The organism is Pseudomonas helleri (genome assembly GCF_001043025.1).
Taxonomy (GTDB): domain Bacteria; phylum Pseudomonadota; class Gammaproteobacteria; order Pseudomonadales; family Pseudomonadaceae; genus Aquipseudomonas; species Aquipseudomonas helleri.
Map to the genome: position 1 here is coordinate 93,850 of NZ_JYLD01000012.1, position 13,803 is coordinate 107,652.

11 protein-coding genes are annotated in these 13,803 nt (G+C 58.2%); 9 read left to right on the forward strand and 2 right to left on the reverse strand.

What is annotated here, in order from left to right; translation table 11 throughout:
- Positions 1-2 precede the first annotated feature (2 nt).
- The 7 genes from arnA (at position 3) to TU84_RS19080 (ending at position 8,339) form a co-directional block, all read left to right on the forward strand.
- Entirely contained in the window at positions 3-1,994 is a 1,992-nt protein-coding gene (arnA, locus tag TU84_RS19050) for a bifunctional UDP-4-amino-4-deoxy-L-arabinose formyltransferase/UDP-glucuronic acid oxidase ArnA (protein WP_048371769.1), read from the forward strand.
- Entirely contained in the window at positions 1,994-2,878 is an 885-nt protein-coding gene (gene arnD, locus TU84_RS19055) for a 4-deoxy-4-formamido-L-arabinose-phosphoundecaprenol deformylase (RefSeq protein WP_048371772.1), read from the forward strand. The genes arnA and arnD overlap by 1 nt, the downstream gene beginning before the upstream one ends.
- Positions 2,875-4,524, forward strand: coding sequence for a lipid IV(A) 4-amino-4-deoxy-L-arabinosyltransferase (gene arnT, locus TU84_RS19060; protein ID WP_048371775.1), 1,650 nt, complete (start codon positions 2,875-2,877; stop codon positions 4,522-4,524). Before arnD ends, arnT begins: the two co-directional genes overlap by 4 nt.
- Positions 4,521-4,865 carry a 4-amino-4-deoxy-L-arabinose-phosphoundecaprenol flippase subunit ArnE gene (gene arnE / locus TU84_RS19065; RefSeq protein ID WP_048371776.1) on the forward strand — a complete coding sequence of 115 codons (345 nt, stop codon included), beginning with the start codon at positions 4,521-4,523 and terminating at the stop codon, positions 4,863-4,865. Before arnT ends, arnE begins: the two co-directional genes overlap by 4 nt.
- Positions 4,862-5,269, forward strand: a complete 408-nt coding sequence (gene arnF, locus TU84_RS19070) for a 4-amino-4-deoxy-L-arabinose-phosphoundecaprenol flippase subunit ArnF (protein WP_048371778.1) — start codon at positions 4,862-4,864, stop codon at positions 5,267-5,269. Before arnE ends, arnF begins: the two co-directional genes overlap by 4 nt.
- On the forward strand, positions 5,266-6,630 hold the full coding sequence (locus TU84_RS19075; protein WP_048371780.1) for a UDP-glucose dehydrogenase family protein: 1,365 nt from the start codon (positions 5,266-5,268) through the stop codon (positions 6,628-6,630). Before arnF ends, TU84_RS19075 begins: the two co-directional genes overlap by 4 nt.
- Positions 6,631-6,731: 101 nt before the next feature.
- On the forward strand, positions 6,732-8,339 hold the full coding sequence (locus TU84_RS19080; protein WP_048371782.1) for a phospholipid carrier-dependent glycosyltransferase: 1,608 nt from the start codon (positions 6,732-6,734) through the stop codon (positions 8,337-8,339).
- 57 nt (positions 8,340-8,396) lie between these two features.
- Here the strand turns inward: TU84_RS19080 and TU84_RS19085 are convergent, their stop codons facing one another.
- Together TU84_RS19085 and TU84_RS19090 are read right to left on the reverse strand one after the other, a co-directional pair.
- Positions 8,397-9,482, reverse strand: a complete 1,086-nt coding sequence (locus tag TU84_RS19085; protein ID WP_048371784.1) for an NAD(P)H-dependent flavin oxidoreductase — start codon at positions 9,480-9,482, stop codon at positions 8,397-8,399.
- Positions 9,483-10,355: 873 nt separating this feature from the next.
- Positions 10,356-11,912 carry a L,D-transpeptidase family protein gene (locus TU84_RS19090; protein WP_048371786.1) on the reverse strand — a complete coding sequence of 519 codons (1,557 nt, stop codon included), beginning with the start codon at positions 11,910-11,912 and terminating at the stop codon, positions 10,356-10,358.
- 142 nt (positions 11,913-12,054) lie between these two features.
- Between TU84_RS19090 and TU84_RS19095 the strand changes: the two genes are divergently transcribed.
- Both TU84_RS19095 and TU84_RS19100 read left to right on the forward strand, forming a co-directional pair.
- The gene (locus TU84_RS19095; RefSeq protein ID WP_048371787.1) at positions 12,055-12,762 is read left to right on the forward strand and encodes a murein L,D-transpeptidase catalytic domain family protein; all 708 of its coding nucleotides are present in this window, start codon (positions 12,055-12,057) and stop codon (positions 12,760-12,762) included.
- Positions 12,763-12,952: 190 nt separating this feature from the next.
- Complete coding sequence (locus TU84_RS19100; protein WP_048371789.1) at positions 12,953-13,723, forward strand: FadR/GntR family transcriptional regulator; 771 nt, start codon at positions 12,953-12,955, stop codon at positions 13,721-13,723.
- Positions 13,724-13,803 lie beyond the last annotated feature (80 nt).

Sequence of the window (13,803 nt, forward strand, 5' to 3'; positions counted from 1 at the left end):
CCATGAGTTTGAAAGCCGTTGTTTTCGCCTATCACGATATTGGCTGCACAGGCATCGAAGCCCTGCTCAATGCAGGCTACGACATTGCTGCCGTGTTCACCCATGCTGATGACCCCTCGGAAAATAACTTCTACGGTTCTGTGGCCCAACTATGCGCCCGTAAAGGCATTCCGGTACACGCTCCGGAAGATGCTAACCACCCACTGTGGATCGAGCGCATTCGCAAGCTGAATGCCGACTACATTTTCTCGTTCTACTACCGCAACCTGTTGGGCGAAGAACTGCTGGCCAGCTCCAGCAAAGGCGCATTCAACCTGCACGGTTCCCTGCTGCCCCGCTACCGTGGCCGCGCTCCAGCGAACTGGGTACTGGTCAACGGCGAAACCGAAACCGGCGTAACCCTGCACCGCATGGTCAAACGTGCCGATGCCGGTGACATTGTTGCCCAGGAACGCATCAGCATTGAGCGCAGCGACACCGCGCTGAGCCTGCACGCCAAGCTGCGTGAAACCGCTGCAAAACTGCTGGCAGAAACCTTGCCTGTGCTGCCTGAAGGCAAGCTCAAAGAAACCCCGCAAGACGAATCCAAGGCCACTTACTTCGGTCGCCGCACAGCCGCTGACGGCCTGCTGCAGTGGAATCGCCCGGCAGAAGAACTGTTCAACCTGGTCCGTGCAGTTACCCAGCCGTACCCAGGCGCGTTCTGCGCCGTTGGCGAGCACAAACTGATTGTTTGGGCCAGCGAAGTGGTTGCCGGCAACGAAGGCCAGGCACCGGGCAACGTGATCAGCTGCGACCCGCTGCGTATCGCTTGTGGCAAAGACTCGCTGGTGATCACCGCCGGTCAGCGCAACGACAACGGCCTGTACCTGAGCGGCCCGCAACTGGCTCGTGAACTGGGTCTGGTTGATGGCTCGCGTCTGCGTGGCAGCGAATCCGGCCGTCCGGCCCGTCGTACCCGCGTTCTGATCCTGGGCGTTAACGGCTTTATCGGTAACCACCTGTCCGAGCGTCTGCTGCAAGACGACCGTTACGAAGTGTACGGCCTGGACATCGGCTCCGACGCTATTGACCGCCTGCGCAGCCACCCGAACTTCCACTTCGTGGAAGGCGACATCAGCATCCATACCGAGTGGATCGAGTACCACATCAAGAAGTGCGACGTGATTCTGCCGCTGGTAGCCATCGCCACGCCGATCGAATACACCCGCAACCCGCTGCGCGTATTCGAACTGGACTTTGAAGAGAACCTCAAGCTGGTTCGCTACTGCGTCAAGTACAACAAGCGCGTGATCTTCCCGTCCACGTCCGAAGTGTATGGCATGTGCCAGGACCAGAACTTCGACGAAGACACTTCCAACCTGATTGTTGGCCCGATCAACAAGCAGCGCTGGATCTACTCCGTGTCCAAGCAACTGCTGGACCGCGTGATCTGGGCTTACGGCACCAAAGGCCTGAAGTTCACCCTGTTCCGTCCGTTCAACTGGATGGGCCCGCGTCTGGACCGTCTGGATTCGGCTCGTGTTGGCAGCTCGCGCGCCATCACTCAGTTGATCCTGCACCTCGTGGAAGGTACCCCGATCCGTCTGGTTGACGGTGGTGCTCAGAAGCGCTGCTTCACTGACGTGGCTGACGGCATCGAAGCCCTGGCACGCATCATTGAAAACAAAGACGGCAAGTGTGACGGCCAGATCATCAACATCGGCAACCCGGAAAACGAAGCCAGCATTCGTGAACTGGGCCATGAGTTGCTGCGTCAGTTCGAAGCGCACCCGTTGCGTGACAACTTCCCGCCGTTCGCCGGTTTCCGCGATGTTGAAAGCCAGTCGTTCTACGGCACCGGCTACCAGGACGTGAGCCACCGCAAGCCAAGCGTTGAGAACGCACGTCGCCTGATCGACTGGACACCGACCACCGAGCTGAGCGAAACCATCGGCAAGACTCTGGATTTCTTCCTGCGTGAAGCCATGGTTGAAATCGCGGAAAAACGTTAATGCAAGCTGGACTACGTATTGATGTCGACACCTACCGAGGCACCCGTGAAGGGGTGCCGCGGTTACTCGAACTGCTCGACGAAGCCGATGTAAAAGCCACGTTTTTCTTTAGCGTGGGGCCGGACAACATGGGCCGCCATTTATGGCGCCTGATCAAGCCCCAGTTCTTCTGGAAAATGATGCGTTCCAAAGCTGCCAGTCTGTATGGCTGGGATATTTTGCTGGCCGGCACCGCCTGGCCTGGCAAACCGATCGGCAAGGATCTGGGGCATTTGATGCGCCAGACCCTGGCCGCGGGCCACGAGGTGGGTTTGCACGCGTGGGATCACCACGGCTGGCAGGCCAACACCGGGCGCTGGAGCGAGGCACAACTGATCGAGCAGATTCGCCGGGGTGTTGACACCCTGAGCGACATCACCGGGCAAGCGGTCGAGTGTTCGGCCGCCGCAGGTTGGCGCGCAGATGAACGCGTAGTCCAGGCCAAAGAAACTTTTGGCTTTCGTTACAACAGCGATTGCCGCGGGCACAGTCTGTTTCGGCCAAGGTTGGCCGACGGCAGACTGGGTGCGCCGCAAATCCCTGTTGATTTGCCTACATTCGATGAAGTAGTCGGGCCCGAGCTGAGTGCTGCCGACTTCAACTCATACATTCTTGATCGCTTCAGCCCACAAAAGCTGAACGCGTACACCATCCATGCAGAAGTAGAAGGGATTCTAATGGCCAATGACTTTCGTCAATTGCTGACGCAGGCCCGTGCCCGCGACATTCACTTTCAGCCGCTTAAGGACTTGTTACCCGCCGATATCGACAGCCTGCCCGCCGGCCAATTGAGCCGTGGCGTGCTGGAAGGTCGTGAAGGTTGGCTGGGAGTGCAGAAGCCATGACTCAACGCTGGATGATTCCGCTGCTGGTATTGGCATTTGTTGCTTTCTACCTGTTGCCCCTGGGTACCCACGGCCTGTGGATCCCGGACGAAACGCGTTATGCCCAGATCGGCCAGCAAATCCTGGTCGATGGTAACTGGGTCACCCCGCATTTCATGGACATACGCTACTTCGAGAAACCGATTGCCGGTTACTGGATGATCGCGATCGGCCAGGCCATTTTTGGTGAAAACCTGTTTGGCGTGCGGATTGCCTCGGCGATTGCTACGGGCCTGAGCGTGTTGCTGGCCTACCTGGTCGCCCGCCGCCTGTGGAACGACCCGCGCAAGAGCTTCGCCTGCGCGCTGGTGTACATGACCTTCGGCCTCATTGCTGGCCAGGCTGGCTACTCCAACCTCGATCCGCAGTTCACCCTGTGGGTCAACCTGAGCCTGGTTGCCCTGTGGTTTGCAGTCGATACCCAAGACTCGCGCCAGCGCCTGTTCAGTTGGGCGCTGCTGGGCTTTGCCTGCGGCATGGGCTTTATGACCAAGGGCTTTCTGGCCCTGTTACTGCCGGTTCTGATCGCCCTGCCCTACATGATCTGGCAAAAGCGTTTTCTGGAGCTGGTCAAGTACGGCCTGGTCGCCATGTTGGTCGCGGCTATCGTGTCGTTGCCGTGGGTACTGGCGGTACACGCACAAGAGCCGGACTACTGGCGTTTCTTCTTCTGGCACGAGCACATCCGCCGCTTTGCCGGTGAAGATGCCCAGCACGGTCGCCCATGGTGGTTCTACCTGCCGCTGATGGTGGTTTCCAGCTTGCCGTGGGCAGCCCTGCTGCCTGCCACGCTCAAAGATGCCTGGAGCCAGAAGCGTCAGACCGGCGTGATCTTTGTGCTGATGTGGATGTTGCTGCCACTGGCCTTGTTCAGCCTGAGCAAGGGCAAACTGCCGACCTACATCATGCCCTGCATGCTGCCGCTGGCCCTGTTGCTGGGCCATGCCCTGATGGATCGCGTTGATCAGGCGAAAACCCTGTCGCTGCGCCTCAACGGCCTGGTCAACCTGCTGATTGGCGCCGTGGCCTTGCTGGCCCTGATCTTCTTCCAGATCAAAAAACCGTTTTACGACAACGAGCCGCTGCACATGGCTTTGCTGGTCGTGGTCTTGCTGACCTGGATCATCACCGGCCTGCTGGCCATGACCCGTCCGCTGAAAATGTGGGCGGCGCCTGCAGTCGCCATGGGCGTTCTGGTCCTGGTGTTGCCAGCCAGCATGCCAAGCAGCGTGGTGCACAACAAAATGCCTGACCAGTTTGTGCTGCATCATCTGGACGCATTGAAGCCTGTGACTGCCCTGCTGAGTAACGACTTGGGTGCGGCATCGGCACTGTCATGGCGCCTGCGTCGTCCAGACGTGACGCTGTACAACACGCAAGGCGAGGTCAAATACGGCCTGACCTATGACGATGCCAAAGGCAAAAGTATCGGTCTGGAAGACGTTCAGCAATGGCTGGCCGATGCACGTCTTAAAGGCCCGGTAGGTGTTGTGATGCGGGTTAAGGACAGCGATGAAACCCATGAAATGGACATGCTGCCCAAAGACGCCCAACGTTTTGACGAAGGCAACATGGTGATTTTGATCTACCCGCAGACCACTCCATGACCCTCACCCTGTTGCTCATGGCATGTCTGTTGACGTGTGCAGGCCAAGTGGCCCAGAAGTACGCCGTTGAAAGCTGGCGTGGGCCTGAGTCGGGGATCGCGCAAAAGCTGCGCTCCCCTTGGCTATGGTTGGCCCTGCTATGCCTGGGTCTGGGTTTGCTGGTGTGGTTGCTGGTGTTGCAACGCCTTGAAGTGGGCATCGCTTACCCGATGCTCAGCCTCAACTTTGTATTGATCACTCTGGTAGCCCGCTACCTGTTTAAAGAAACCATCGACCTGCGCCACTGGTGTGGCGTAGGGCTGGTGATTGCCGGTGTGGTTCTGCTAGGGCAACACGCATGAGCCTGCGCCGTGGTTTTACCTTTGCCTGCTCCAGTGTATTGCTGGTCAGCGGCGCCCAGTTGGGCATGCGCTGGAGCATGACGCGCTTGCCGGAACCGACCCAGTGGCTGGAGGCAATCAGCCAAGGAAACGTTTCAATCAGCGCATTGGCAGTCGTGTTTGCCGCGATCATGGCCTACGCACTGTCAATGCTCTGCTGGTTGCTGGCCTTGCGTGATCTGCCCTTAGGGCGGGCCTATTCGCTGCTCAGCTTCAGCTACGCCCTGGTCTATCTGCTGGCGGCCAGCCTGCCGGTATTCCATGAAAGCTTCACCCTTTCAAAAACCCTTGGGGTGGCCTTGGTCATTCTGGGGGTGCTGACGATCAACTCTCGACGTACCCCAAGTTCCAGGAACAGCGCATGAAAATCAGTGTATTTGGTAGTGGTTATGTAGGCCTGGTGCAGGCAACGGTATTGGCGGAAGTCGGCCACGACGTGATTTGCATGGACATTGATCAGAAAAAGGTCGAGCTGTTACAGCAAGGTCACGTCAGCATTTTTGAGCCTGGGCTTTCGAGCCTGGTGCGTGAAAACCTCGAAAGCAAGCGCCTGCGCTTCACCAGCGACGAAAAAACCGCTGTTGAGCATGGCCAGGTACTGTTTATCGCCGTTGGCACTCCGCCCAGCGAAGACGGCTCTGCTGACCTTAAAGCGGTATTCTCGGTGGGCGACGCAGTAGCCCGTCACCGCGTAGAGCCGGTGATTCTGGTCGAGAAATCCACCGTGCCCGTGGGCACCGGTGACGCACTGACCGCGCACATCAACAAAGCGCTGGAACAAGCCGGCCGCTCGTTGCAGTTCGACGTGGTGTCCAACCCGGAATTTCTCAAGGAAGGTTCAGCCGTCAGCGACTGCCGCCGCCCGGACCGCATCATCATTGGTTGCGAGCGCGACGAAGTGCGCGACGTGATGCGTGATCTGTACGCCCCGTTCAACCGCAACCATGACCGCATCATCAATATGGACCTGCGCAGCGCCGAGCTGACCAAATACGCCGCCAACTGCATGCTGGCGACCAAAATCAGCTTCATCAACCAGATCGCCGAACTGGCCGAACACTTGGGTGCGGACATTGAGTCGGTGCGTTTGGGCATCGGTGCCGACACCCGTATTGGCTACCACTTTATCTACCCTGGCTGCGGCTATGGCGGTTCGTGCTTCCCTAAAGACATGCGCGCGTTGATCCACAGCGCTCAGCAAGTCAACTGCTCCAGCGACCTGCTGCAAGCTGTGGAAGCCATCAACGAGCGTCAAAAGCACAAGCTGTTTGATCGCATCAATGCCTACTTCAAAGGCGACCTCAAGGGCAAAACCTTTGCTTTGTGGGGCCTGGCGTTCAAACCCAACACCGACGACATGCGCGACGCGCCTAGCCGCGTACTGATGGAAGCCTTGTGGGCAGCGGGCGCAGACGTTCGCGCCTTCGACCCTGAAGCCATGCAAGAAACCCAGCGCCTGTACGGTGATGAACCTCGCCTGAGCCTGATGGGCACGCCGGAGTCCGTGCTGCAAGGTGCCGACGCTTTGATCGTGTGCACTGAGTGGCAGCAGTTCAAGGCGCCAGATTTTGACCTGATCAAACAACGCCTGAAAACCCCGGTGATTTTCGACGGCCGTAACCTGTACGACGGCGAGCGCCTGACCCGCGCGGGCTTGCAGTACTTCCCGATGGGACGCGGTGAGTCTATCAACTTGCCGGTTTCACAAGGCGCTACAGCCATTTAACGCTACAACAGCGCCGCCATTGGCAACAATGGCGGCGTTTTTTATGGATGAAATTCGACTGTTTGCCCCTGCACGCCCCTATTGAGTCAAGGAAACTCGACATGCCGGCTTTCTCTTCCCCCAGCGTTTTACGTGCCTTGCACCGACAGTCATTGATACTGGGTGCGTTGACCTTACTGCTGTTTATTGTGGGTGATATTCACCAGGCGGCGATCGGCTTTGATTCGCGCTTTGTGATGTTTGCCAAGGAAATGCTGCGTCACGGTCCAAGCTTTTTCCCCACCACCTATGGCGAGCCCTACGCCGACTACAACGCCACCACCACCGTGTTTACCTGGCTGCTGTCGTTGCCATTTGGCGAGGTCAACAGCCTCACCGCCTGGCTACCCACCGCCATTGCCAGCTCGGTCATTGTGACCCTGATCTATCGCCTGGTAGCCCCGCAATCCACGACGTGGGCCTTGCTCAGCGTGGCTCTGCTGTTACTCAGCATGACCTTCATCACCGAAACCCGCGCCGTGTCGCTGGACCAAATGCTCGCGGCCGTCAGCCTTGGCGCGTTCTATCTGGCGTATGCCCACGATCACTTTGAAGCACCGCGCCGACACTTCTGGCTGCTGCTGTTGCTGGTCCTCGGTTTTGCCATTCGCGGCCCGATTGGTCTGGTGATCCCGACCGGTATGTTGTGCAGTTACTTCCTGCTCAGCGGCCAATGGCGACGCATGATCAGCGTCGGCTTGCAGGCACTGGTGATTTTGCTGCTGTGCATTGGCCTGCTGTTGTTTCTGGCCTGGGTCAGTGGCGGGCAAGCGTTTGTACAAGACGTGATCCGCATGCAGGTCACTGGCCGTATCGACGGCTCTGAAGGCGCCAGCGGCCCCTTTTACTACTTCACCAGTTCCATGGGTAACTACGCCCTCGCCTATCCATTGGCCGTACTGGTGCTGGTTGTTGTCTTGATCGCCGGGCGCAAGCCGTCGAGCCCGGCCTTGCATCTGGTCAAGTATTGCGCCGCAGCCGGCTTGATCGTGATGATCGGCCTGTCAGTCCCGCAAGCGAAAAAAGCCCGGTACATATTGCCGATGCTGCCGATGGCCGCGATTATTGCCGCGTACCCGTTTCAAGGCGTTCGAGGTCGGGCATTCGCCGCATTGCGCGTATTTATCCAGGCCATTGCGCTGGTGTTGCCAGCCTTGCTGATTGCCGGGCTGATGGTCGCAAGCAAGCGTTTCGCCGACCAACTACCGCCCCTGAACGCGATCTATATCATTTTGGGCGTGTTGCAGGTCATCGCACTGGGTCTGCTGTTCAAAGCACATTTGCGCGCTGTGGGCTTGGGTGCGTGTGCGGTATTGGCGATGTGGAGCAGCTACATTCTGGTGCTCGAACCGGCTGAGCAGAACGCCTACAACACTCGCGATTTCACCCTCAACGCCCTGCACCTGATCGACCAGGCACCCGCGCCGCTGGTGTTGCATGGGATGGGCAAAGACGCCAAGGCCATCAAGTTCATGGTTAACGTGGACCGCGACTTGCTGCCGGTATTCACCCAGTCAGCAGTTGAATTGACGGCCTTGCAAGCGCCGGCATGGATCGTGATGGACCGCAAGGACTATCAAGCACTGCAAGGCACCGAGTTGGGCAATATCGTTCCGGCATTGACCGGGCAGTTCGACAAGAACGACTTCGTGTTGCTGCATTTGCCCTGAGTCTTAGGTAAGCAAAGAGGCTGCGGCATGTGCGCCGCAGCCTCGAACATCGAGGACTTATTGACCCGCTGAACGCGCCTGATAGTCGTCGATCAGCTTGCGGGTCAGCTCAAACGATGACAGCTCAGCCGTGCGCCCAGGGCTCAACGGGAACGCCTGACCAGCCCACAAGTTGATGAAATCGCCTGAGCCGGCAGGCTCGGATTTGGCTTTCAGGGGCAGCAACACACCGCCAGCCAGCGGAAACGCCGGGGCTTGCGGGTTAATCGGGCCAATCTCTCGCATCACTCGATTCAGAATGCCCCGCGCCGGTCGCCCGGTGAATAGATTGGTCAATGCGGTATCACTGGAGCTGGCTTCGCGCAGCGCACGGTGATGAGGTCTGGATATTTTCGCCTGCGGGCAAAACAGGTACGCGGTACCGATTTGCACGGCGCTTGCGCCCAAGGCAAAGGCTGCTGCGATACCACGCGCATCGGCAATCCCGCCAGCGGCAATCACCGGCACCGAGACCGCATCAGCGATTTGTGGGACCAACGCGAAGGTGCCGATCTGACTGGTCCACTCAGTGGTTAAAAACATCGCCCGATGGCCACCCGCTTCATTGCCCATGGCAACAATGGCATCGCAACCGTGGCGTTCGAGCCACTGTGCTTCTTCAACAGTGGTTGCCGAGCTGAGAATCTTCGCGCCCGTGGCTTTGACCCGCGCCATCAACTCTGGGGCCGGCAGCGCAAAATGGAAGCTCACCACCGCAGGCCGCAGTTCCTCGACCAGCGCACACGTGGCCTCATCAAAAGGCGCACGGACGGAGACCGGAGTGGGTGCGTCAAAGTCGGCGCCGAGTTCGGCGTAATAGTCTTTAAACAACGCCTTCCAGCGCTGAATGTGCGCCTCGTCGTATGCCGGGGCCTGGTGACAAAAGAAGTTCAAATTGAACGGCTGGTCAGTGGCCGCACGAAAGGCTGCGACTTCCTCACGGATCGCATCATGACTCAACGTGGCGCAGGCCAGTGAGCCCAGACCACCCGCCTTTGCCACACCGATCATTACATCGGCGCCAGCACCGAGCATGGGCGCCTGAATGATCGGAACGCTAATGCCAACCAGATTGATAAAGCGCGAGTCAGGCCATTGAGCCATGGGGGTTCTCTCTACGGTCAATATCGGAAGCTGGATAGTAACGTGTAGGAGCGAGCTTGCCTCGCGATCTTTTAAAGCAGCAAAAGATCGCGAGGCAAGCTCGCTCCTATCAAACATGAAATAAACCATTGTTTTTTAAGTAAAAAATATTGGTGCGCGAGTTGTACGGTGGCGAAAGGGTTCACTCTCCTATACGTGGTCACGGCAAGCCGTGCCGACAATGACTCCACGCCGATACCGTACGGACCACTCTCTTATTCGGGTGCAAACACACCAGTGCTGGCTACGGTCTCTGCCTCACGCAAATATAAGAGTAGACACATAACAGTTTGCTGCGCGACAGCGCGGCGTCGAAGACGGGGCGACCCCTCTTATCAAACATAAAATAAGTGATTGATTTTAAAGTCTTTGTAGGAGCGAGCTTGCTCGCGATCTTTTGATCTAGATCTTGCTTTTGATCTTGATCTAAAAGGCCCCATTAAACCACGCTGGCCGAACGCAGGTTTTGCGCAGTGGGTAACCCGGCAGGACGCCGGGTTAGCCGCGACACGGCCATGGATGGCCGATCGCGGCGGGCCTACGGAGCAAGGCCTGTGGTGAGGGCATGCCGAGCCAAAGCGAGGCACCGAGGGGTAGGGGCAAAAGCGTTTTGGTTACTTTGCCGCTTTTGCAAAGTGACGCGGCGTAAGGCCGGAACCCTAAGTGGCCGTTGCCGCAGCAACGGATATGTACTCAAGTCAAGAGCCCCCTCACCCTAGCCCTCTCCCGAAGGAGAGGGAACCGATTGGGGGATGCTGAAGATACTCGGCGGCCTGTTTGCTGCGCGACAGCGCGGCGTCGAAGACGGGGCGGCCCCTCCTACAGGGGTTTAGATCAGCGCTTACTGCTCAGCGCCGTTATCAGGGCCGGATCACGGTTGTAGATGTCCGGGGTGTAGATCACTTTGCCGGTTTTATCGGCTTGGGCCGTCCAGTAGGTCATCAGAATCGGTTTGGGGTTGGACAAGCGAAACTCATGGGTTTTGCCGGTGCTGAGCAGGTCTTCCGTGCGGCTTTTTTCCGCCGGAGTGACCAGTACGTCGCGCAGCTGGAATACCGACTCAACGCGCACACACCCAGAGCTGAATGCCCGCGGGCCTTTGCTGAACAGCGCCTGGCTTGGCGTGTCGTGCAGGTACACCGAAAACGGGTTGGGGAAGCGCAAGACAATCTTGCCCAACGGGTTTCTTGGCCCGGCGCCCTGACGCAGGAGGATATTGCCGGGGCGGTCCCAATCAATACTCTGCGGCGAGACGGGCTGCCCGTTGCTGTCAATAACCTGCAAGTCGTGCCGACTCAAAAAAGACGAATCACGGCGGATTTGCGGCAGTTTGTCTTCCTTGAAAATGGTCGGCGGGATGGTCCAGGTCGGGTTCAGGGTCAGCCGCGTGACCCGCGACTTGAGCAGCGGCGTCTGCCGGTCAGCACGCCCCACCTGAGTACGGGTTTGCCAAATCGGTTGGCCGTTTTCATACACCGTCAACTGCGCCGCAGGCACATTGACCAGCAGCATGGAGGGCTCAACGTCCTGGGCCATCCAGCGAAAGCGCTCCAGGTTGATCCGCAACTGTTCACGGCGGGTCGCCGGGCTGACGTTCAGCTCTTTAACCGTGCCCGCCCCGATGATGCCATCGGCCTGCAAGGAATGGTTGAGCTGAAAGCTTTTAACCGCAGACACCAGCTCATTGCTGTAGACGTTATCCGCTGTCGCGATTTTATGATCCAGATAACCCTCACTCATCAGCCGCTGCACCAAGGCCGGTACGCGAGAGTCTTGCATGCCGGGGCGCAGCACAGGGCCGTCGCCGATAGTTGGCCATTTGGGTAGCGGTTGCAGACGTTGCCGGGCGTAGACCTGACGCAAGTTTTTGTACTGCTCGAACGCAGGGCGCGCCTTGGCGAAGGCGTCACTGATGTTATTCAAACCGGCTTCGGCAATCGGCAGAATCTCGCGCCTGTCAGGTACTACTTCATTGGCATGCCAGACCGGCTCAAAACGCGCTTGCGGCAGGCGCCCGTAATGCAGGTCTTGCAGGGCTTGCAGGTACTGGCGGCTGATGTCGATATCGGCGCACAGGTCCTGCCCCTTGGGCAACAGGTAGTTCTGTGGGTCGAGGCCATCATCCGCCAGGGTTGGCAACGCGGCTTGCAAGGTCGCCAAACGCACTTTGTCGGCCCAGATTGGCTGGTAATTCTGGCTCTGATAAAAAGCCTCAAGGAGTGCCTGTGTGGGCTCATTAATACTGCCTGCCAGGGTCGGGCATGCTTGCGGCAGTTGCGTCAACGCCACTTGCACCGGGTTCGACGGCTCTACTGGCGGCTCATCAGCCAGTGCGACCAGTGGCGCAGCGAGCAAGGTCAGGGTCAAGTAACATGCGTGTTTTTTGATCAACTGCTTAACTCCAGTCCGTGGCCTTTATGTGAGGGTCACCGTGTTGCTTGTCGCGCTATACAGTCAGGCTAGCAGCTAAATCGCGGTGGCCCTTGGATCAGCGCATTGTCATTCGTTTATTTAATGTGGAAGTTTTCTTTATATGCTGATTTTTTTGCGACGACTTTTTCTGGTCGCTGCGACCCTGGGCTCAGTCTGCAGCCCGGCGTTCGCCGCCAATACTTCCGCCCCGGTGCTCTACAACAGCCTGTCCAAGGCCGCTCCGGAACTCAATCCGCAAGTCCTGCAAAGCGCCCTCAGCGCCATGCAATGCGCCGTTAACAACGGTGCCAGTCAAGCTCGGCACCTGGCGGTCATCGACTACTCCATGCCTTCAACCGCCCGACGCTTATGGATCTTCGACCTGACCTCTAAAAAGCTGGTCCTGCGTGAGCTGGTCGCTCATGGGCAAAACTCCGGTGAAAATTTTGCCACCCGTTTTTCCAACAGCGAAGGCAGCTTCCAGTCCAGCCTCGGGCTGTTTCGTACCCGCGAAAGCTACCAGGGTGCCAACGGCTACTCCTTGCGCATGGATGGCCTTGAGCCGGGCATCAATGACCGGGCCCGTGACCGCGACATCGTGATCCATGGCGCCAGCTATGTGAATCCGCTGTGGAGCCAACGCCAAGGCCGCATCGGCCGCAGCCAGGGCTGCCCTGCCGTACGCCCGCAAGTAGCACGCCAAGTAGTGGACAACCTCAAGAACGGACAGTTCATGTTTGCCTGGTACCCCGACCAGCGCTGGCTCAAATCGTCGGCTTACTTGAACTGCAAGCCACAGCTGGTGGCGAGCATTGTTTCGGCTAAGTAAAAACTGCCTGCGCTACGACGCCTGACCCTCGCGATCTGTTAAAAGATCGCGAGGCAAGCTCGCTCCTACAGCCATATCCATTCCCGACCCCTTTTCTCTGAAAACGACACCTCGCCCGGTCGATGGTTGACTGCGCCTGCGCAGATCTATTTATTACTATTTATCCGCATTAATACGATAAATAGAAAACATGCTTAATCGCCCGATTCGCCGCAAACGCCAGAAGCTGTCCGATGTGATTGTCGAATCGGTGAAGCGTTCGATCGTGACTGATGCACTCAAGCCCGGTGATCGTCTGCCCACTGAGCGTGAGCTGATGGAAAGCTTTCAATGCTCGAAAGGCTCAGCCCGCGAAGCTTTGAAGGCGCTGGAGGTCGAAGGCCTGGTGAGTACCCGTACCGGCCCCAGCGGCGGTGCCTACCTGAATCAGGCCGGGACTGAGCCGGCCAGCCGTGCCTTGCGTAACTACCTGCACTTCCAGCATCTGGATGGCGAACAGGTCTATCAGTTGCGCAAGGTCATTGAGGTCGAGTTGGCGGTTTCTGTTATCGGGCGTTTGAGCGCCGAAGATTATCAAGCGCTGCAAGCCAACGTAGATTTCTGCAGCGCCCCTGAAGACAGCGAGGCCGGCCAGCGGGAGCAGCGTTTGGCCGAGCTTGAGTTTCATACCCTGCTGGCCCGGGCCTGCCCTAACCCGCTGTTAAGTTTTATGGCGCAGTTTCTTAACGATTTGCTGCGCGATCTGGTGGTCCTGAAAAAGGCCTACAAACCTAAACGCAAGCAGTTTGATGCCGCCAACCTCGATTATCACAAGCAGTTACTGGTTGCCCTGCGTGCCGAGGATGAGGCGCAAGTGCGCACCTTGATGCACGAGCACATGTGCGACGCCGAGCATCACATGACCGCCCTCGAAGGCCAGGTCAATCCGCATTTCCTGCTGGAGTTCGATCACCACCACTGAACCGTTTTGCCGTAACCGTGTGTTAGCAAGCGCTCCACCCCTATCCAATAAAAGGCCTGCCCACAGGACCTGATCCGCCG